This window comes from Pelagicoccus sp. SDUM812003 (genome assembly GCF_031127815.1).
Lineage (GTDB): Bacteria > Verrucomicrobiota > Verrucomicrobiia > Opitutales > Opitutaceae > Pelagicoccus.
In genome coordinates, this window is the sequence record NZ_JARXHY010000005.1 from 280,905 (window position 1) to 300,992 (window position 20,088).

At 58.6% G+C, this 20,088-nt stretch carries 16 protein-coding genes and 1 tRNA gene; 11 read left to right on the top strand and 6 right to left on the bottom strand.

The window, feature by feature from the left end; all coding sequences use genetic code 11:
* Nucleotides 1-2 precede the first annotated feature (2 nt).
* A complete protein-coding gene (locus QEH54_RS09570) occupies nt 3-851 on the bottom strand; it encodes a MotA/TolQ/ExbB proton channel family protein (RefSeq protein ID WP_309018443.1) in 849 nt (282 codons plus the stop codon).
* Nucleotides 852-1,078: 227 nt separating this feature from the next.
* Here QEH54_RS09570 and QEH54_RS09575 point away from each other — a divergent pair, with 227 nt between their 5' ends.
* The gene (locus QEH54_RS09575; RefSeq protein ID WP_309018444.1) at nt 1,079-1,699 is read left to right on the top strand and encodes a hypothetical protein; all 621 of its coding nucleotides are present in this window, start codon (nt 1,079-1,081) and stop codon (nt 1,697-1,699) included.
* 43 nt (nt 1,700-1,742) lie between these two features.
* Nucleotides 1,743-2,516, top strand: coding sequence for a hypothetical protein (locus QEH54_RS09580; RefSeq protein ID WP_309018445.1), 774 nt, complete (start codon nt 1,743-1,745; stop codon nt 2,514-2,516).
* Here the strand turns inward: QEH54_RS09580 and QEH54_RS09585 are convergent.
* Genes QEH54_RS09585 through QEH54_RS09595 form a run of 3 tightly spaced genes read right to left on the bottom strand, consistent with a single transcriptional unit; the run spans nt 2,458 to nt 6,192 of the window.
* Nucleotides 2,458-4,902 carry a VTT domain-containing protein gene (locus QEH54_RS09585; RefSeq protein ID WP_309018446.1) on the bottom strand — a complete coding sequence of 815 codons (2,445 nt, stop codon included), beginning with the start codon at nt 4,900-4,902 and terminating at the stop codon, nt 2,458-2,460. The two genes, QEH54_RS09580 and QEH54_RS09585, sit on opposite strands and share 59 nt — an antisense overlap.
* Nucleotides 4,903-4,927: 25 nt before the next feature.
* Nucleotides 4,928-5,686: an NRDE family protein gene (locus QEH54_RS09590; protein WP_309018447.1), complete on the bottom strand. Its 759-nt coding sequence runs from the start codon at nt 5,684-5,686 to the stop codon at nt 4,928-4,930.
* A complete protein-coding gene (locus tag QEH54_RS09595; protein WP_309018448.1) occupies nt 5,686-6,192 on the bottom strand; it encodes a hypothetical protein in 507 nt (168 codons plus the stop codon). The genes QEH54_RS09590 and QEH54_RS09595 overlap by 1 nt, the downstream gene beginning before the upstream one ends.
* A 348-nt stretch (nt 6,193-6,540) precedes the next feature.
* Here QEH54_RS09595 and QEH54_RS09600 point away from each other — a divergent pair, with 348 nt between their 5' ends.
* From QEH54_RS09600 to QEH54_RS09640, 9 genes are all read left to right on the top strand, one after another.
* Nucleotides 6,541-9,000: an ATP-binding protein gene (locus QEH54_RS09600; protein WP_309018449.1), complete on the top strand. Its 2,460-nt coding sequence runs from the start codon at nt 6,541-6,543 to the stop codon at nt 8,998-9,000.
* Between the two features lie 17 nt (nt 9,001-9,017).
* A complete protein-coding gene (locus QEH54_RS09605) occupies nt 9,018-10,484 on the top strand; it encodes a response regulator (protein WP_309018450.1) in 1,467 nt (488 codons plus the stop codon).
* Nucleotides 10,481-12,718 carry a TIM-barrel domain-containing protein gene (locus QEH54_RS09610; RefSeq protein ID WP_309018451.1) on the top strand — a complete coding sequence of 746 codons (2,238 nt, stop codon included), beginning with the start codon at nt 10,481-10,483 and terminating at the stop codon, nt 12,716-12,718. The genes QEH54_RS09605 and QEH54_RS09610 overlap by 4 nt, the downstream gene beginning before the upstream one ends.
* Nucleotides 12,715-14,799: a hypothetical protein gene (locus tag QEH54_RS09615; RefSeq protein ID WP_309018452.1), complete on the top strand. Its 2,085-nt coding sequence runs from the start codon at nt 12,715-12,717 to the stop codon at nt 14,797-14,799. Before QEH54_RS09610 ends, QEH54_RS09615 begins: the two co-directional genes overlap by 4 nt.
* Nucleotides 14,800-14,977: 178 nt before the next feature.
* The gene (locus QEH54_RS09620; RefSeq protein WP_309018453.1) at nt 14,978-15,580 is read left to right on the top strand and encodes a nitroreductase family protein; all 603 of its coding nucleotides are present in this window, start codon (nt 14,978-14,980) and stop codon (nt 15,578-15,580) included.
* Between the two features lie 121 nt (nt 15,581-15,701).
* Nucleotides 15,702-15,777 (top strand) — tRNA-Ala (locus QEH54_RS09625).
* A gap of 159 nt (nt 15,778-15,936) precedes the next feature.
* Nucleotides 15,937-16,995: a TRAP transporter substrate-binding protein DctP gene (dctP, locus tag QEH54_RS09630; protein WP_309018454.1), complete on the top strand. Its 1,059-nt coding sequence runs from the start codon at nt 15,937-15,939 to the stop codon at nt 16,993-16,995.
* Complete coding sequence (locus QEH54_RS09635) at nt 16,988-18,385, top strand: HAMP domain-containing sensor histidine kinase (protein ID WP_309018455.1); 1,398 nt, start codon at nt 16,988-16,990, stop codon at nt 18,383-18,385. Before dctP ends, QEH54_RS09635 begins: the two co-directional genes overlap by 8 nt.
* A 1-nt stretch (nt 18,386) precedes the next feature.
* On the top strand, nt 18,387-18,779 hold the full coding sequence (locus QEH54_RS09640) for a response regulator (protein ID WP_309018456.1): 393 nt from the start codon (nt 18,387-18,389) through the stop codon (nt 18,777-18,779).
* 45 nt (nt 18,780-18,824) lie between these two features.
* Here the strand turns inward: QEH54_RS09640 and QEH54_RS09645 are convergent, their stop codons facing one another.
* Entirely contained in the window at nt 18,825-19,652 is an 828-nt protein-coding gene (locus tag QEH54_RS09645; RefSeq protein ID WP_309018457.1) for a TonB family protein, read from the bottom strand.
* 18 nt (nt 19,653-19,670) lie between these two features.
* Nucleotides 19,671-20,087: a biopolymer transporter ExbD gene (locus QEH54_RS09650; RefSeq protein ID WP_309018458.1), complete on the bottom strand. Its 417-nt coding sequence runs from the start codon at nt 20,085-20,087 to the stop codon at nt 19,671-19,673.
* Nucleotide 20,088 lies beyond the last annotated feature (1 nt).

Consider the following 20,088-nt stretch of genomic DNA (forward strand, 5'->3'; position numbering starts at 1 on the left):
TCTTACGAGTAGGTGATCGGGCTATCCTCGTTCTCCGGAGTCTTCATCAGGCCGATGATTCGCTTGGTGGCGAACTCCTCCAGATCGATCAGCAGCTTCTCCTGCTTGGATTGCAGCAGGTGAACGAAGAACATCAACACGATGCTCAGCAAGAGAGCGATCAAGGTCGAGTTGAAAGCTAGACCCAAGGCCGCCGTCACCCCTGAAATGTCGCCTCGGATGGCTTCGTCCGCCAACGCCAGCGCCTCGCCGATACCGCGAACGGTGCCGATAAACCCTACCGAAGGGATGGCCCAAGCGATGTAGCGCACCAGCGACAGCTCCGACTCCAGCTGGTCGTAGGCCATTTCGGTTCGCTGCTGGACGGCGTGGGATGCGTCCTGGATGGAGCGCGTCGAATCGAAGCGGTGCAAGGCGGACAGAATGACGTCCGGCAGGATCTTGTCCCTCAGTCGCCCGTTGCGCGACACCTCGTTGCCCAGCTCCTTGTAGTGGGCCAAGGCCTCGTCGGGGAGGATGCGCTCGCCTTTGGTGATTCTCAGAAACTGGAAACCCGTCACGCTTCGTTCCCCGTAGATGCGCAGAAACTTGTAGGAGATGATGATGCAGGCCCAAAGCATCAGCATGAGACAGAACATCTGCTCCATGTCCTTCAAGATCATCACCACCGAACGGTTAGCGACGATGGGCTGGTCCGGATTCTGGCTAGCTTCCACCCTGCTGGCGATCTCGATGTCCTCCGCGATGGGCCATACGTAGTAGCGGTAGATCGAGCCGACGAACAGGATCGAGAAAATCAGGCCTAAGGTTAATACGATAAACTCACGGGAAAAGAACCCTTTTTTCTTCATACGATACTTGGATAAAACGGATTATGCTGGCGGGAGTTGGGAGCGATTTCCGGTCGAAGCCTGACGCGCGTTCGCAGTGGATAAAGTATACGAAATATGAATCAGGATAGTTTCATTGAAATTCCGTAGGAATGAACTCATTGTTTTAACCAGAGAACGCTAAGCGCCCGCAAAAAAAAGTTTCGCGGGAATCCAATCAATACTCACTCACCGTAGTTTACAATAGCATGAAGCGGAAGAACGCCATTTTAACAACACCTGTCGCCATTCTGGCCCTCGCGGCCCTCGTTTTCAACACTGGCTGCGCCGGACCAGCCGCTTCCAAAACCGTCAAGGGCGGCGCCATGGGCGGCATGGTAGGAGCCGCAGGGGGAGCCATCGCTGGCGAAGACGCGGCCGGCATCGCCACCGCGGGTCTCGCTGGAGCGGCGGTGGGAGCCGTCATCGGCGGAGTCGCCCAAGCCCGCGAAAACAAGCGCCAGGACAACCTAGCCCAGCAACGCGCCTACAACCAGGCCATCGCCATGCAGAAGCGAGCCCAGGAAAAGGAGAAGGCCGAACTGAAAGAGGAACTTGAGATCGCCGAAGGTTTCAGAATCACCCAGGAGGAGATCGACGAAATGACCACTCGGGCTGAAGCCGCCGAAGCGGAGCTCGCCCAGCTGCAAAAGCGACGCGACGCCGCCATCGAGCGCAAGCGCACGCTTGAAGAGCTCGAGGAGCGCGAGCAGGAAGCCCTCGCCGAAGCGGCTCGCCTCGAACGCGAGCTGGCCGAGCTGGAAGGCGGCGAATCCACCGCTTACAACGAAACCACCACCGAGGAGATCGATAACACTCCTCAACTATAGAGCTTATAACAAGAATCCAACGCAACGAAGCGATTGAAGTCCGATGAATAGCAAAGCCAAGATTTTCTGCCGAGCCGTGGCGGGCTTGGCTCTCGCATTGTTCCTGCACGGTTGCTCCACAACCTACGAGATGCAGGTCGACGCCATCAAAAACCCCGTGCCTGTAGCGCCCGACGCCGATTCCTACGTGATCGTGCCGCGCGACCCCTCGGTCGACACCAACGACCTCCGATACAAGGAAACGGTCAACTGGATCAAAACCGCTCTTTCCGCCAAAGGGATGTACGAAGCGCTCGACCCGCTGGAGGCGGACATGGTGATTGAAGTCGACTACGGCATGGAGGCCCCTCGGCAGGAGGTTACGGTGGTGGAGGAACCCGTCTACCGCACTCGCCGCGAGCCAGGCACCTACGTCACCCGCTCCGTGCGCGACCCCGAAACGGGGAAGGTGCAGACCATTCGCATCTACGTCCCTGGCCGCGCCGTTTCCGAGCTGATCGGCTACCAGGAACGGGCCATCACCCGCATCGTCAACGAAAAGTACCTCGTGCTGACCGCGAAGGAGAACACCCTTGGGGAAGGTGGAGACAAGGCAGCGCAGGAGCTCTGGAGCGTCACGGTGACAAACGAGGACGAAAGCAACGACTTGCGCGAATACCTGCCGATCATGGCCTCCGCCGCGACGGACTACATCGGCGAAGACACTCAGGACGGAAAGACGGTTCGCCTCAAGAGCGACGACGAGGTCGTGGCTTTCGTCAAGAAAGGTCTCGCGAAGGAACGCCTCGAAAATACCCCGCCGCCAGCTTCACTATAGACGACACCGAATCGGGTTTGTATCCAAGCTTTCGATTCCTCTCGGCTATCTCGAAGATCAGCCTCCAGGTACGTATCAGGCACCTCCATCCATGCCAAGCCGAGTGCTTGGGGTCGTACATGTGCGTCGGTTCAGAGGTCAACCCGTTGAGCTCGATCACGCGTATCCCTTCGCCTAGACGCAGCGCTTCAGCTGATGGAACCCGAAGGTCATAGCGGCCGAAATGAAAGCCCTCCACCGGCGCCGTAAACCGATCGACCTCGTCGCGTAACCGCTCCGTGAGCAAGTGAGCGCCATCCAGAAACAGGGCTCCGCGACAATGCGTTCCGACCGAGGCCAGCCAGAAGCGCTCGCCAGCCGCTACGATTTCAGCTAAGCGCGCCTCATATTCGCTCAAGAAGAAGGGCGCCATGCGTACCGCTCTCGGATCCTTGAGGATCAAGGTCTCCAAGGTCGACTCGCCATCCCCCGTGACATAGGTCATACGCTTGTCGGTGATGGAGAAGATCTCGCCCTTCTTCCGGTCGGGGAAACGAAAGTAAAACACTCCGTACTCGCTTCCTGAAACATATTCCTGCGCGATCGTATCCTCTTTCTGATTACGCAAGAACGCCTCAGCCTCGATCCGGTCCTTCACGATGGTCACTCCCTGGCCGCGCTGGCCGACGTCCGGCTTCAGCACCACGGGAAAACCTAGGGACTCCGCCTCCATGAAGTCATCGAGCGCCTTCAGTCGAGCCTGGATCGGCTCGGCAAGCGACAGGATCGAAAACCGGGCCACCGGTACGCCGAAGCGTTGCAGGTGGGTCAAAATCTGCCCCTTCGATTCGTAGACCAGTCCGCTCGCCGGCATGCAGGGATTGACGATTGACGGCAAGGTCAGAGATCGGTGTCTCACCATTCGCCAAGCGATGTAGGGAAGGATCGGCCCGTAGACCGCCCAGACCGGCCAATATTCCCAGCGAATCAAACGCTGGAACTTGCAGACCAGCAAGCGGCGCCCTTTCCAAGTGATACTCGCCACCAACAGCCTGCTTCCAAATACGAAGAGCAGCAAGAACAGCACCACTCCGAGCCAGGCCCAGGCTCCCATGCCCTCCACCAGAGCCAGTACTGGCTGCCCAAAAACGAACGACAGACCGACCAGGATCGGCGTCCAAATGCTGGCGGCCACCAGCAGGGCGAAGGCGAAACGCCAAAACCCTATTCTCAGAACGCCTGCGGCGAAATAGGTGGGCACTCGGCTGCCGGGGAAAAAACGAGTCAGAACCACCAGCATAATGCCTTTCTTCTCGAACCAACGCATCCCGCTTCGCAGCTTGGTGGGTGACGCGAGCCGACGCAGCCCGGGCAGTTCCAGCGCCCGCGCTCCCAAGAAACGTCCGATGAGGTAGATGCCTAGATCGCCCACGAAGATTCCCAGCAAGCAACCGGCGATCGCCACCCAAAGCGAAACGGTTCCAGCCGAAGCGAGCAGTCCCCCTCCAATGCAGGCGAGGTCTTCGCTCGCGAAGGTGGCGATGCCCAATAAAAGCCCCCCCATCCAGTGAGCGATCGGCTGAACCTCGACCGCGGAAAACGAAACTCTGTCCTCATCGCCTCCTTCACCCGACCTGTCTTGAAAACCGGATACGAACGCCTCAACTCCAGCTACCGTTTGCTCCAGACGGTTTCCACGCGTCACCTTCAGCGTAGCGGCGTCTGGCCGGACCGCCTCCACCGCGCGAAGAAAGGAAGCCCGACCCAACTGCGGTGGACGGGCGCGAATCGCTAGCAAAGGCAGGTCGCTACGCTCCAAAAACCTCGAGCTCGCAAATAGATCCGCATCATGGATACGACGCCACCGGTCATCTCCCCAACCAGATCGATCCAAGAATCCAAAATCGGGCGCGACCCACTCAGCCAGCCATGTGGCCGCTCGAGCGAACGTTTTCAGAGCGGCGTTCAAGGCGCGATCGCCCAGCAGCTCCGCCTGAGGCGGTAGCGGGGCATCCACCAACACGATCGATCGGAGCTCTTCGCTCGAGGTCTCGGCGAACGCGGTCGCCTCCGCAGCGCCATACCCGATCCCCACCACGCTTACGCTGGCCCACTGCCCGGCGCCTGGAACCTCAGCGTCGCTCAACTCGGATGGGCTCCACTGCTCGCCCAGAAACGAGCTGGCCGAGATCCAATCGGTAGGACCGCCACCGGACCCGTTTCCTCTGGATACCAGACGCGAAGCTCGTGCTTCGTCAGGGGAAAACACGATTATCAAATGACGTGCCGGCGAGACGCTCATCGAATCCATCGCAAACGAATTCGCCTCATCCCAAATGCCCGACCACTCAACGAGATGGGAAAGCAATAGGACGGATAGATAGATAAGCAAGAGCTTGCTTTTCATAGACGGAACCAGTGCCGGACCTCCCTTATTCTCGCAGCTCAGGGGCTGCGCGCTCGAGCTCCATCTCCTGCCCGCCTTCGAAACCGTCAACCTCGAACGGACGCGTTTGCAGCCTCATCAGAGTCGAAGTCTTCCGTATCGAAACCATGGTGACACATTGGGTTTCAGATTCCTCCCGTCTCATGAGCGGATTGTAGGCCGAACTCGGATGAGCCGTGTCGAAATGATAGGATATTCGACGTCTCAGGGAGCAGAGGCTGGCATCGTCGCCGCAGATCTCTATGTATCTGTTTTTTCGGTACGCCTCTACTTCCTCCGTTTGAAACGAGGAGGTAGTGAGAAATCGGATATCGCTAGCAAGGCGAACGATCCGACACCCATCCCATGAGAGTACGACCGAATTCCCCAAGGACATAAGCCCTAAGAGAAACGGCTTGTATGAATCCAAGTCCAGACTCCGCAACCATCGCTCCGCCCCCGGCAGGCTGGCCTGCTGGCAGCAGCCAATGGTCAGGTCTCCCCTGCTCCGACCTCCGGAAAAACGCTTTCGCTGCAAAGCGAGCTTTGCCGTAGCCCCGTAGTTGTTGAGCAGAAATGAGCACAATCCAGCTTCGTTCGCGCAGAGCCACGTGCCGCCGCCCTGTGGATCGCGAGCGAAGAGCAGTTTCCCGTTTTCCGATTCGTGCGCGGCGAGCGCCTCGGCTTCAGGGCGGATCTTTCGCTCGTCGCGATTGAAGCAAAGCGTCGCCTCGGTCGCCGATACGCTCCACGATGCGGTGCACATCAGTTTCCAACCGACTTCAGGTATTTCAGGGTCGAAGGCGCCACGCCGAAGGACTCGTCCGGAAAGATTCCCAGCATACGGCTCGCGATGGCGATCAACGCGTAGTGATGAACGGTGTGCGATACCAGAAACTGCAACTCCCGTCCCACGGAGGACTTGGAGTGCACGTCCTCGCCTTCCGTCGACGCGCTCACTTTCACCCTGATAGCGCGGCCGATATCGAGCTCCAACGAGCTAAGCTGATCGCGAACGCGCTCCAGAACCTGCAGGCTCAACTCTACGCTTCGCTCCTGATTCGTGTTTCGCACCCGAGCGTCATAATCGATCAACCCCGAATCCAGCCCCTTGACGAAAGACAAGTAGTGGTCGAGCACGTGTCGAAAGTGAACTCCGATGCCCGAACCGTAGCTGGCCGGATCGCCCGCCACAAAACTTTGGTCATCGTGGCGTGACAGTAGAGTTCGTCCCTGTTCCAGGAGTTCGCAGTTCGCGAGGATCAGATTCATACAAAAATAGGGGGATAGCCAAACCACAACTAAGACAGGGACCCCTTGAGTAAACGCTCTTTTTGAGAAAATTCCGCTCTCCCCTTCGAGCTCGCTTCTGGGAACGCCAAACGCAGCTGCACTGGACCTAGTTTCAACGATTCAGTCGGACAGGCGCCTGCATTTTGGCGAGGAAACGCTGCCTGGGAGCGAAGACAGCGCAGGGCGCGTGACCGCGCTGTCGCGTTTTCCACACCTCCCGTAGATACTTGGCTAGCAGCATAAAATGGCTTTGACCTCGCGACGCCGCTAAGCAATCTACGCCATTGCTCACGAGCAGTCACCGACGTTCCGCAGCCCCCTCATGCTTTGAGATCCTCCGACACAGAGCCACCCTCTCCCCGCCCCTCCCCACTTCACGCGTCCCCGGAACAGTCCGGCGAGACCTCCCTCCACTCCGTCGCGCTGCGCGGGCTTCCCGAGAAATTGCGCCACGCCCTTAAGACGGAGCTCGAAGAGACGCATCACATTCGCTGCGATTCGACCCCAAGCGACAAGGTCCAGCTGGCCTGCCTTTGGACGGAATCGCGCCACCCGCCCTCCCTCTATCGCGAAGGGGTCGACTGCATCGTGCTGGGCGAGTCCATTCCCTTCACGGAAATCAGCGCCTACATCGAAATGGGGGCTCTCGGGGTCTACGACCTGAGGCTGGTCCCAATCAAGGTCGCCGCGGAGTTGATCAAGTCCCACCTGCGTTCGCCTCGAAAAAAGGCCCCGCAGACCACCACGCCTTCCTCCCGGTTCGCCATCCTGGAGTGGGACAGGGATTTTCGCATCGCTCGCTGGTCCGACGACGCTGAAACGCTCACCGGCCTCTCCCGCAACCAAGCGCTCAACCGCAGCATCGGCGAATGGCTCATACCGGAAGAAGAGATCGGGCCCTTCATCGCCAGTTGCCATTCCGTCATCAAAGGAGAGCTGCCGGAATTCAAAGGGCAATGGAATATCATCACCGCCGACGAACAGACCCTACCCACCTTCTGGAAAGTCGTGCCAAAGGACCATCGAGCCCAATCCTTCATCGGCATTTTCGAGCTCGCTAGCAGCGCCGAGCTCTCGCCGCGGGCCACCCCCCTGTCTCCCCACACTGGCCCGGACGCGACCCCGCCGGTCCACGACGAGCTGCCGGATCTGCTCACCGAGGCCTTCGCCCAAGACTCCAAGGTGGAATTCCTCGCGACCGCGGTGGAACACCTCGCTATCGGCGTCTACGTCACCGACGAGACCGAAGACTGCGTCTTCACCGTGTGGAACAAGGAGATGCAACGCCTCTTCCAAAAGAAGAAATCAGAGGTTCTCGGCAAGCGACTTTCCGAGGTATTCACCGACCCACTACTCCGCTCCGTGCTCAGCGAGGTCGCTCCACCTCGCACCCGAAACCGCGCCATCATTCCCCAGATGGCGACCCCCAAGCGACCGGACGCCCACTTCATCGCCGACATCAACAAGACCGTGCTCTTCGACGATTCCGGCGCCAAGAGCTCGATCGTCGGCGTGGTTCACGACGTGACCGACCGCATCAAGTCGGAAAACCGCCTGGTCGCGGCCTTCAACGAGTTGGAAGCCTCCAAGGAAAAGCTCGAGCAGAGCAACCTGGAGATCCGAAAAGGCATCGAAAAAGCCAAGAAGCTCGCCGTCGCCGCCCAGTCCTCCAACAAGGCGAAATCCTTTTTCCTCTCCAATATCAGCCACGAGCTGAGAACGCCGCTCAACTCCATCATCAGCCTCACCCACGCGCTGCTGGAAAAGACCTTCGGTCCGCTCAATCCCATCCAAACGGAAAACATGGAGATCGTTTCCGACAGCGCGCGACACCTGCAGGCGCTGATCACCGACATCCTGGACCTCTCGAAAATCGAGCTGGGAAAACTCAACCTGAAGATCGCCCGAGCGAACGTCGTCGAAATCGCCCAGTCATCCATCCGCATGGTGGAGCAGCAAGCCGCCCTCAAGGAAGTCACCTGCAAGCTGGACAATCGCGCCGCCATCGATCTCATCGACGCCGACTCCAAGCGACTGCGTCAGATCCTGCTCAACCTCCTGGTGAACGCGGTCAAGTTCACCCGCCCGAAAACGCAGATCACCCTGGAGATCGACTCGCCACCGGGCAGCAACTCCATCTACTTCACGGTGCGCGATCACGGCATCGGGATCCAGGAGTCGGATTTCCACCGCATCTTCTCCCCGTTTACCCAGCTCGACGACTCCCTCGCTCGCCAGTACGAGGGCACCGGTCTCGGCTTGGCCATCGTGTCGAAACTTGTGGAACTCCACGGTGGAGGGCTCCGGGTGCAGAGCAGGCCAAACGAAGGGGCCCAGTTCCGCGTCGAGCTGCCCTGCGCTCAGCACGAGGGAGCTCCACCCGGGGAATCCTTGCCGACTCTAGCCGAGATCGCCCTGAAATCGAAACGGGTCGACAACCTGGTGCTGATCGTCGACGAAAACGACCGCAGCACCGCCCAAGCGCTCGCTGCCTCGAGAGCCAATCCTCAACTGACCACCGTGGCCGCCATGCCAAACGAGATCTCCGCTTACCACGACCAGATCGCCCCGAAGGCCATCATCGTGGACCTCAGCACGCTCTCCAGCCACGGCCACGACTGGATGCAGATCTCCCGAGCTCTGCCCAGCTGGAAAAACACCCATTGGATCGCCACCTGCTCGCTCGATATCGCCACCAGCCACGAGTCAGCCAAGCAGCATTCCTTTCACGAATTTCGCTGCAAACCCCTCAAACAGGAAACATTCGCCAACCTAATCCCTAGCTGAATCCCCCCCACGAGACCATGCCTTTAGGAGCGATCAATACGATCCTCGTCGTCGACGACAACCTCGGAGCCCGCCGCTCCATCGAAGCCCTGCTATCACACGAGTCCTACGAGATACTGCTGGCCGAAAACGGCCTCTCGGCCATCGAAATCGCCAAGGCTCGCACCCCGGACATCATCCTGCTCGACGTCATGATGCCCGGCATGAGCGGCTTCGAAGTCTGTCAGGAGATTCGCCGAGACCAGCGCCTATCCGAAATACCGATAATCATGATCACCGCCTTGGACGACGAGGAGTCCATGATCCAAGGCATCGAAGCGGGAGCCGACGACTTCCTCCCCAAGCCGATCAGCAAGATAGAGCTGCGCTCCCGCGTGAAAGGCATTCTCCGCCTCAATCGCTTTCGAAAGCTCTGCGACGAGCGCCAGAAGTTCGAACTGGTGGTGCGCCAGTCCAATTTCGGGTACATCGTAATGAATCCGCAACTACAGATTCTTTTCGCGAATCCCGCCGCTCGCAAGTTTCTCGCCATCCCGGAGCCCAGCCCGAGCAATCTCGACTTTTTCGACATCGCTTCCGATCAGTACGCCGTCCAGCCGCGCGACGCCAAGCAACAGCTTCTCGGATCCACCTCGCTTCCCGATCCTCCACCGTTCATCCTCGTCAAATCAAACGTCATCGACGGGGAGTCCCAATGGGTGCAGGCGACCGTGCAATCGCTGGGCTCCGCCTCCTCGAACCAGCTGCTGCTCAAACTCGAAGACATCACCGAGAAGATCATTTCCTTCCAGGAAAAGCACACCTTCTCCCGCATGATATCCCACAAGCTGCTGACTCCGCTCAACGCCCTCAAGGCGGCGAGCCAGCTGATGGACACCTTCAAGGGCGAGAGCGCCCAAGGGACGCGATTGGACAAGGTCCTGGACCTGCAGCGCCAGGGCATCTCTCGTCTCGAGTACGACGTGCAATCCATTCTGGCCTTCCTCGAAAGTAGTTCCCACGCGAATACAGACCATCCTCGTGCTTCCGTCGGCGAAACCCGCGAGCTCATGAACCGCATCGCGGAAAACCCGAATTTCGACCTGAGCCTATCGATGGATGACACCACTGATGAAGCTCCTCGGATCGGCATCTCCATCCACGCGTTCGAAGCCTGCGTGCGCGAAATCGTGGAAAACGCCATAAAATTCAAGAACGGTCCGCGAGCTCGCATCAACTGCTTCGTGGATACGCTATCGAGCCCTGAGGTGGTGACCTACCGCTTCCAAAACAACTCAAAACCGCTATCGGAGGTCGAGCTTGCCAACGTCTGGAAACCCTACTGGCAAGCGGATCGCTACTCGACTGGCGAAATTCAAGGCATGGGTCTCGGACTCTCGCTTATCGCCACCAACGTCTGGTCGGCTGGCGGTACCTGCAAAATCGAAAACTGCCCCATTGGAGACGGCGTGCAGCTGTCGCTCAGTTTCCCCATCACCAAATGATTCCACACCCCACTCTCTACGCCTTCGCTGGCTGTCGCGTCTTCCTAGCTGCGACAGCCGCTTTTGTTTCCGCCCTCGCCGCCGTGGCGGAAACGCAGCTGGAAAACGCGGGCGCCGCGCTCGACTTCGAGGATAGCGACATCGTGGTCTCCAAAGCGGGCGACCCGATCCTGCGACTGATATCGATCCGATTCGACTACCACGACCCGATATCCATGCGCCTGGTCTCCCGCGACGAATCAAGCCTCATCCTAGAAGCCCTCTATCCCTCCGCCGTCGAATTCAACAACGACCCGAACGACCAAACGCCGCGCCCGGCCACAATCGAAATTCGCGAAGTCCCAGGTGGATTTCGTATCCACAGCTCCCCTACCTGGGCCGACCAATGCACGCTCGTCCTACAGGATCTGGGCGATCACTTCTTCGGTCTCTCCGAGCCGCTGCAGCCCGACAACCAAAAGTCGCCCGACCTTCGCGGCTCCTCCATACGCGTGGAAGTCGCCAGCGAAGGGCAAAGCATCGTGGAAAACTACGCTTCCGCCATGTCCTCCTTCTACTTAAGCTCCTTCGGCTACGGAGCGTTTTTCGACACCTTCGCTCGCGGACGCTACGACTTGGCGGTCAACGGAGCGAATCGCATCCACCACGATACAGGGGAGCTCGATTGGTATCTGTTTTTTGGCGACGATGGCGTCGAGGTGCACCGCCACTACTTCGCTCTGATCGGAGATCCTAAGCCGCTCCCCCTTTGGGGACTAGGACCGGTCGCCTGGAGGGATCAAAACGACGGCGGTTCGAAGGAAATCCTCGGCGACATTTCCCGCATGAGCGACCTGCGAATCCCCCTCACGTCGTGGTTCGTGGACCGCCCCTACAGCGACGGCCACCACGCATGGTCCGAGATGAACTTCAGCAAGTCCTTCGCCCACCCAAAAAAATGGATACAAACGATCCGAGAAGATTTCGGCCTCGAGTTCATGACCTGGACCTCGACCGCTATGTTCGGCAGCGAACGTTTTCCCAAACACCTCGCTGGAGCCTTCACCTACCTCGACCTCAGCCACCCGGAAACGGTCGAGCAGTTCCAAAGCGAACTGGCGAAAAAGCAGTACGCGCACGGCGTCAAGGGCCACAAGATGGACCGGGCCGACGAAGTGTTTCCCTTGTACGAGCATTGGCATGACAGATCCATCGGTCCTGCCGAGCGACGCAACCGCTACGTGTACCTCTTTACCAAGGTTCACCATGAAGCCCTTCAAGAGGCGTGGGGCGACGACCAGGTCAACTTCGCCAGAGCAGGCATACACCGAGCGCAGCCCTACCTGAGCGCCTTGTGGGGCGGCGATCCGCGATCGAACTGGCAGGGCCTGCAGTCGAATATCGCAAACGGCATCCGCTGCTCCTTCATGGGCTTTCCTGTCTGGGGAACCGATGTGGGCGGCTACCTCGGAGAGGGATTCATCGATGAAGAGCTCTACATTCGTTGGCTTCAAGCTGGCAGCGTAAACGGCCTATTCGAAATCAAGCTGGATGGGGCTGGCGGCGACGGCGAGGATCGGATGCCCTGGCGCTACGGCAAGCGGCTCCAATCGGCTTTCAGGACGGTATGCGAAGAACGCATGAGCATGCTCCCCTACTTGTATTCAATTTCTCACAACGCCCGCGAAACTGGCGCCGTCATGCAGCCCATGGCATACCGTCACCTCGACGATCCTCGAACCTACGCCATCTGGGATCAATTCTACTTCGGTCCCAATATTCTAGTGGCTCCTGTGCTCGAAAAAGCGGTCAAGCGATCGGTCTACTTCCCCGCAGGGACTTGGATCGACTTCGACGACCCAAGCCAACGTCTCCTTATAGACACGCCTCAGCGGATTGAGGTCGACGCTCCTCTTGGCAAACTCCCTCGCTGGATAAAAGCCAACAGCATCCTTGTCACAGGAGACGTCTACCAAGGAAACGCCAAACGCTGGCAAGACCGGAGGGAACCGCGCCTGACGATCAAGGCTTTTCCAGGAATAGAGGGAGAGTCATGCTTATTCGAATACATCGATCCGTTCGACGAAAACGCAAAGAAACGCATCACCCTCGAACGATCCGAAAACAAGGTTCGCGTGACTGCCCCTTCCATCGCCTGCCCTGTCACCGTAGAGATTTACGACCCCGCAGAGAATGGGAAGCCAGTCGCCTTCAGCTTGGAAGGACCTATCGATGTCAGTTGGGAGCTGCGATGAAACGCCTCGCCCTCCTCGCATTCGGAATCTGGCCCCTGTTCGCTACGGCCGAGCCAGAGGATCAGCCCCCAATAGATCGCGAGGCGTTGGTCAGTCGACACAATCCGAGCCTGGACCAAGCGGATACGCTGTCCGCCCTCAGCCTCGGAAACGGGGCTTTCGCGTTCACGGCGGACATCACCGGACTCCAGAGCTTTCCAGAAGCCTACGCGCAGAACGGGATTCCTCTCTCAACTCAGTCCGAATGGGGCTGGCACAGTTTTCCCAATAGCCAGGGCTACCGGATCGAGGATACCTACCGGGATTTCGATACCTACGGCCGGCCTGTTCCGTATCCATACGACCAGCACAGCGACGCTGGCCAATGGTTGCGTGGCAACCCCCACCGAATCGGACTCGGAACCATAGGACTGGAGATCGTCACATCGGAAGGCGCCATCGCGAGCCTGGACCAAATCGAGGCGATCGACCAAAAGCTGGATCTTTGGACCGGTACGCTCACGAGTCGCTTCGAAGTGGAAGGCGATCCCATAGAGGTCGTCACCGTTTGCCACCCCGACAGCGACACGATTTCAGCGGAGATCTCTTCGCCGATGCTCGCTAGCCAACGCCTTCGGGTGAGCCTGCGCTTCGCCTACGGAAAGAGCGACTGGGGAATTGTACCGGAAGACTGGATGCGCCCGGACAAGCACCAGAGCAAACTGAGAGGAGCAACCATCCTTCGAACGCTTGACGAAACCGCCTATCAGGTGAGCGTCGAAGGAAACGGTAGACTAAAACGGGAATCCGCCCACCGGTTCAGCTATGCCAATCAACAGGACAGCCTTTGGTTCTCCATTCGCTTTTCAGCCGAACCTGATGCGACGCCACTCCCCTCATTTCCGGAGTCTCGCCAGGCGAGCGCCACCGAGTGGAGCCGTTTTTGGACTTCCGGAGGAGTCGTCGACTTGTCCGGCAGCGCCGATCCACGAGCCGCCGAGCTGGAGCGCCGTATCGTGCTTTCGCAGTACCTCACCGCGATCCAGTGTCGAGGCTCGCTTCCACCCCAGGAAACCGGGCTCACCTTCAACAGCTGGTACGGCAAACCGCATCTGGAGATGCACTGGTGGCATGCGGTTCACTTCGCCCTGTGGGATCGTATCCACGTCGTCGAGACTGCTCTCTCATGGTACGAGAAAATCCTCCCCAAGGCCCGTTCGATCGCGAGCTTGCAGGGCTACGCGGGCGCCCGGTGGCCGAAAAACGTCGACGCCGAGGGAAATCAGGTTCCCTCCACCATCGCGCCGCTTCTGATCTGGCAGCAGCCGCACCCGATCTATTTCGCTGAGCTTTGCTATCGCCAGAACCCCTCGTCGGAAACGCTGCTGCGCTACCTGAAAATCGTGACAGAGACAGCCGACTTCATGGCCGACTACGCCCACCGCGACTCGGAAAGCGGAGCCTACCACCTCGGGCCGCCGCTAATTCCCGCCCAGGAGAGCTACGACCCGCGAGTCACGCGCGACCCGCCGTTCGAACTCGTCTACTGGCGCTGGGGACTCGAGACCGCTCAACGCTGGCTCGAGCGGCTCGGGAAGCCTCGCGCATCCAAATGGGATCAGGTGCTGGATGATCTCGCCCCGCTGCCTCTCTTCGAAGACCGATACGCCACCGCGGAGGGCGTTTGGAACCCGAAAGACCATCCCTCAGTGGTCGCCATCAAAGGCATGCTGCCAGGCAAGACCGTCGATGATCAGCGGCTTGAGCGCACCCTTCGCCATGTGATGGATACCTATGACTGGCAGCACACCTGGGGATGGGACTACCCCATGATGGCCATGACCGCCGCTCGCCTCGGCGAACCCCAGCTGGCCATCGAAGCGCTTTTGCTCGACGTGCAGAAGAACACGTATTCGCCCAATGGACACAATTTTCAAGAGCCCGAAAACCTTCGCATCTACCTTCCTGGAAACGGAGGACTTTTGACAGCGATCGCCATGATGGCAGCCGGCTGGGACGGAGCGCCAGAAATCCATGCCCCTGGCTTCCCGCAGGATGGGAGTTGGAAGGTAAGCTGGGAAAACCTGCACCCGATGCCTTAGGCGATCAAATGGCGCTCCTGCGTCGTATCGTTTATTCGAGCCAAATTGCAGGCGCATCGAAGTGATGACCGTTGAACCCAATACCTGGTCGAAACTGCACTGGATTGCCCAGCGATTGGATACGCGGTCCGGCGCCGTTTCCGGTGGAGCAACGCTCAACCCTAACACGAAAAAGTCTATGAACACACTCGAAGCGATCGAACAACGCCGTTCCGTCAAACACTACGATCCAAACTTTCAGATCCCAGAGACGGACCTGACTAAAATCCTGGAGTCCGCCATCAAGGCTCCCACGTCCTACAACATCCAAAACTGGCGCTTCGTCGTCGTGCGCGATCCCGAAACCAAGACGCGCTTGCGGGCCGCAGCCTGGGATCAGGCTCAAGTCGAGGAGGCCTCCGCGGCCATACTCATCTGCGGCGATCTCAAGGCCCATAGCCGCGATCCCGAGCGCTACTGGGAAAACGCCCCAGAGCAAGTACAGGACATGCTGGTTCCCATGATCGGCGACTTCTACGAAGGCAAGGAGGAGGTTCAGCGAGATGAGGTGATGCGTTCCGCCGGTCTAGCCGGCCAAACCATCATGCTCGCCGCAAAAAGCCTGGGATACGACACCTGCCCTATGATTGGCTTCGATCCCGAGGCCTTCGCAGAAATCATCAATCTCCCCGAGGACCACGTCATCGGCATGCTCGTGGTCGTCGGAAAAGCCAAAGAGCCCGCTCGCCCGCGTGGCGGCCAACTTCCCCTGGAGGAAGTCGTATTTCACGATTCCTTCTAAGCGAAGTCCGGAGTCGACGGCCCCAAGGCAGGGAAAGCGCCAAGGGTATGGCTAAGAGAAAATCGCGAAACTTTTCTCTTGCCAAGGGGCGAAATCGTTGCCGTTTTAGCGACTCTATTTTGGGGCCGTAGCTCAGTTGGAAGAGCGCCTGCATGGCATGCAGGAGGTCGTCGGTTCGATCCCGATCGGCTCCACCACTCCGATTTCCGCCGCTTCTCGCAAGCGGCTTTTTTTGCGTATTGTCCTCAGGCAAGACGCGAGGGACGGAGGGAAATCGAGCTCAAGAATCCTTGCGATTCCCGAGGGATTGGCTGATGATTCCTAGAGAGCTCCTTCCCTGTCCATCCCTCCATTCGATGCTCCGCAAGTTCGTTTCCTTCTGCCTCGCCGCCCTCGCTTTGCTGGCCATGACTGCGTGCGGCCCCACCGGCCAGCCGGAAACCGTTTCCTGGCGTCTGCAGACCCACTCCTATCGAGGAAGCGTCGACTTCGCGGCTTTGCAAACCTTTGCCGAAAACGTCGCCAGAATGTCCGAAGGACGTTTCACGATCTCCATCCACGAGGGAGGAGAGCTGGCAAACGGGCCCGACATCTTCCGCGCGGTTTCGGACGGTAGGATCGAGATGGGAAACGGCTGGCCCAACTGGTGGTCCGGTCAGCATCCCGCCTGGGCGGTCATGAACGCAGGGCCGTTCGACTTCATGAATCTGGACGCGTCGATGATGTTTTTCTTCGAAGGGAAAGGTACCGAGTTGGCCAACGAGCTCTCCCTCCCTCTGGGCGTGATCTGGAGACCTGCTTGGTGGTCAGGCATGGAGTTTGGGCTGCTTTCGAAAACGCCGATCTATGGTCTCGACGATCTCGAGGGAAAACGCATGCGCTTCGGGCCGGGGCTACCCAGCGAGGTCATGGCGGAAGCCTCCGGAGCCTACACCATCCCGCTCGTGCCTCAGGAAATCCTGCCTGCGCTGAGGGATGGCAGCATCGAAATGGTCGAATGGGCGAACCCAAGCGGCGTGCTGGATCTGGGAATCCACGAGGAATGCCGCTACGCCTTGATTCCCGCCATTTGGCAGCCGTCCGTGCTGTCGGATTTTCTCATAAACGAGGAAGCGTATGGCCGCCTTTCTCCCGACCTACAGCAGATTCTGGAATCCGCCATGCGCGACTTCTCTTTGAAAGCGACGCTCGAATCAAAGCTATCCGATTTCGCGGCGATCGAAAGCATGAAGGAAATGGGCATGGAGCTAAACGTCTGGAGCGACAGCGACATTCAGCGCTGGCGCCGGGCGAACGACACCATCGTCGAGCGCTATCGTCGAGAGGACGAATTCTCAAAACGCCTCATCGATGCGAAACAAGCCTTCAAGGCTCGTTACGATTCCTACTACGAATTCTATCAAGCGTATGAGTAGCCTCGGGACGTCTGCAGATTCATCGAGCGAGGCGCAGGAACCGCAAGGGCTCGACTTCCGCCTCAAGGGCTCTTCGCTTTCGCACCGCCTTCTGCTGGCGCTCATCCTCATCACGCTGGCCACCATGGCCATCTTCGTTTGTATACGCTATTTCATTACGATAACTTCGCTTGAGAAGGACCTCGCGACACGCGCCGAAAACATAGCCACTCGCATCGCGAACTCCGTAGCCCCATCGGTTTGGGACATCTATCGCAAGAGCTACGATAGAGCATTTTCGCAAGAGGTGACCAACGCAATCCTGGAAGCCGAGTTTCGCGACCCCTACCTGAAAGGTATCGTGGTGTATGGAAATTTCGGGCACGTTTTCATGGAACTCTACAAAGACGCGTCGGGCGAACTGGTCTCGAACAAGGACCTTCTCGAACCGGACGCCGACCTGGAAGGCAGCTACAGCGCCTACGTCGCGATCAAGAACGCTTCCATGACCACTGGCAACGTGCGCGTGTTCCTCAGCTCGGACCCGTCCGCCAAGCTGATCCGCGACACCTTGCTCATCGAAATCGTGCAGGCTCTAGTGATCGCCACCCTCTTTGTAGTCTTCCTCTTTTTCGCGATTCAAAAGGTCCTCATCGCCCCGCTGCGCGAGCTCCAGCTGGCGGACGCCGAGCTGAAGCGGGCCAATCAGCGATTGGAAACCGCGAACAAGGAGCTCGAGGAGTTCGCCTACCGATCCTCTCACGATCTGAGATCTCCGCTGGCCTCCTCGATCGGCGTCATCGGACTGACCAAAGAGCTCATTCACGAAAACGAGCTGAGCGAAGCTTTGGACTGTTTGGAAAAAGTGGATACGGCCCTAAACAAGCTTGATCGACTGGTTCTCGACATTTTGCAAATGACCGAAATGGAAAACATGGAGGATCGAGGAGAGCTGACCGACCTCACTCATCTCGTTCAGGAAAGTATCCAAAGCGTGGAACATTTGAAGGAGAGCAAGCAAATCTCGTTCGAGATCGACATCGAGTCCGAGCCGCTGAAGCTGCACCGAATCCGCCTCAGAAACATTTTGGACAACCTGCTCTCCAACGCGGTGAAGTACTCGGACGTCCAAGAGCCCCTCAGTCGCATTCGCCTATCCGCAAGAACCGAAAACGATCAGCTGGTCCTGAAGATCGCCGACAATGGACTAGGGATTCCTGAGCCGTATCGTAAGGACATTTTCACCATGTTCACGAGGTTTCACCCTAGGATTTCACGGGGAAGCGGACTCGGACTTTATTTGGTGAAAAAAAGCATTGAGCGTATCGGCGGAACCATACACTACGCCCCTTTGCCCAAAGGCTCATGCTTCACTCTGAGCATTCCCATACAAAACCAAGGCGAGGATTGATTTGAAAAAGGTACTCATAGTCGAAGACGATTCCGTCGACCAATTTCTGGCGCGGAAGGTCATCAACCGCGAAAACCCCGAGGTGCAGTGCGAATTCGCAGACGATGGAGACGAGGCTCTCGCTATCCTCACCTCGTCCAACCCGACTCCCGATCTGGTCTTGCTGGACATCAACATGCCCGGAATGAATGGCCTGAGCTTTCTGGAAGCGTACAACGCTCGGCTCGATGCCTCATCTTCGGTTCCGATCGCCATGCTCACCTCCTCCGATCTCGAGTCGGATCGGCAAAAGGCCCTCAGCTTCAGCAATGTGATCGAGTACCTCACCAAGCCGATCACCTGCGAAAGCTGGAAGCGGCTGCGCGACTCGTTTCGCGGCATGTTCAACGACTAGCGCCTCAAATCGCTCCGGATCTGCCCGAGCCGGCCGCCCCAACGCCTACTCCTGCACGAAGGTGAACGGCACGTCCGAGTAGCCTACGTTGTCGGGCGGAGCATCGAAAATGCGCAGCTTGCGGAAGGACTCCATGACCTTGCGGTCGTAAACCGGATCGCCGCTCCCGCGCACGAGCTTCACATCCGAAATGTGTCCTCCCCCTGAAATGTCGCAGCTCACCACGGCCCGCAGCGGCGTGCCGGGTATGGGGTGCCGCTCGACCATCCGTTTCAAAGCGGCTCGTAGACGGGCCAGGTAGTTGGCCACGGTCTGCTGATCGGACACGCTCATGGAGGATACGTCCACGCCGGGGATGCTCTTCAGCCCTAAGTCGTTCAGGCTCTTTTGAAGCTGCTGCAGATCCTTGCTCAAGTCGATGCGTGGAGCTGAGGTGGGGCTGGGCTTGGCGCGAACGTTTTTCACTTCATCTCCATGCATCCTGCGAAAATCCTCCAGCGACATCCTGGGCGTCTCCACAGGCTTGGTTTCGACCGGCTTCGGCTGCTCCACCACCGGTCTCCGCTCCACTACCGGCTCTGGAATCTCAACCGGCACCAGAGGGCGCTCCGGCAATACGATCTCGTCCTCGGTCGGCAGATCTATCTGTTCGCTTCGGTACTGGATCGGATCGATAGGCGTCAAGGGCGTCTCCTGAGCGTATCCTCCGCTTGGAGGCGAGACCAGTTCGAACACCAGCTCCTCGGGATCCTTTTCCGGAGAAACCAGCCCTAGAATCGCGAATACGATCACGGCGACCAGGTGGGCGCTGGCGGAGAAGACCAAGGGTCCCCTCTGCTCGTAGAACATGTTCGCTAGCCTGATCTCTTCCATCCTCGCCCCTTTCTCGGACTACTCCTCCGGTCGCGTGACCAGGTTGATCTTGGACAACTTATACTCCTTCAGCAAGTCGAGCAAGCGCACCACGTTCTGGTAGCGCGTGTCCGCATCCGCTCGGATGCTCAGTACCGGCGGTTTGCCCATGCTGGCGAAACGAGCGAGCTCCTGCTCCAGCTCGGGCTCTCCGATCAGATTGCCGTCCACGCGATAGCCGTCGTTGACCACCACGATGTCCACATTGTCCGGCTGAGCCTGGGCCTTGCTTGGACTGGCCACCGGAAGGTCCACTTCCATCACCTGCTCCTTCTCGATAAGCGGCGTACTGATCATGAAGATGATCAGCAACGCGAATCCCAGGTCGATCAACGCGGTGACATTGAGCTCCGAATTCGGCTCCAGAGAGCGTTTTCTATGAAAGGATCGAGCCATC

Excerpts from the sequence above, each read along its gene's own strand:
- QEH54_RS09605 (WP_309018450.1), top strand. The coding sequence starts at position 9,018 with ATGCCTTTAGGAGCGATCAATACGATCCTCGTCGTCGACGACAACCTC.
- QEH54_RS09575 (WP_309018444.1), top strand. The coding sequence starts at position 1,079 with ATGAAGCGGAAGAACGCCATTTTAACAACACCTGTCGCCATTCTGGCC.
- QEH54_RS09590 (WP_309018447.1), bottom strand. The coding sequence starts at position 5,686 with ATGTGCACCGCATCGTGGAGCGTATCGGCGACCGAGGCGACGCTTTGC.
- dctP (WP_309018454.1), top strand. The coding sequence starts at position 15,937 with ATGCTCCGCAAGTTCGTTTCCTTCTGCCTCGCCGCCCTCGCTTTGCTG.
- QEH54_RS09635 (WP_309018455.1), top strand. The coding sequence starts at position 16,988 with ATGAGTAGCCTCGGGACGTCTGCAGATTCATCGAGCGAGGCGCAGGAA.
- QEH54_RS09580 (WP_309018445.1), top strand. The coding sequence starts at position 1,743 with ATGAATAGCAAAGCCAAGATTTTCTGCCGAGCCGTGGCGGGCTTGGCT.
- QEH54_RS09585 (WP_309018446.1), bottom strand. The coding sequence starts at position 4,902 with ATGAAAAGCAAGCTCTTGCTTATCTATCTATCCGTCCTATTGCTTTCC.
- QEH54_RS09645 (WP_309018457.1), bottom strand. The coding sequence starts at position 19,652 with ATGGAAGAGATCAGGCTAGCGAACATGTTCTACGAGCAGAGGGGACCC.
- QEH54_RS09595 (WP_309018448.1), bottom strand. The coding sequence starts at position 6,192 with ATGAATCTGATCCTCGCGAACTGCGAACTCCTGGAACAGGGACGAACT.
- QEH54_RS09615 (WP_309018452.1), top strand. The coding sequence starts at position 12,715 with ATGAAACGCCTCGCCCTCCTCGCATTCGGAATCTGGCCCCTGTTCGCT.
- QEH54_RS09610 (WP_309018451.1), top strand. The coding sequence starts at position 10,481 with ATGATTCCACACCCCACTCTCTACGCCTTCGCTGGCTGTCGCGTCTTC.
- QEH54_RS09650 (WP_309018458.1), bottom strand. The coding sequence starts at position 20,087 with ATGGCTCGATCCTTTCATAGAAAACGCTCTCTGGAGCCGAATTCGGAG.
- QEH54_RS09620 (WP_309018453.1), top strand. The coding sequence starts at position 14,978 with ATGAACACACTCGAAGCGATCGAACAACGCCGTTCCGTCAAACACTAC.
- QEH54_RS09570 (WP_309018443.1), bottom strand. The coding sequence starts at position 851 with ATGAAGAAAAAAGGGTTCTTTTCCCGTGAGTTTATCGTATTAACCTTA.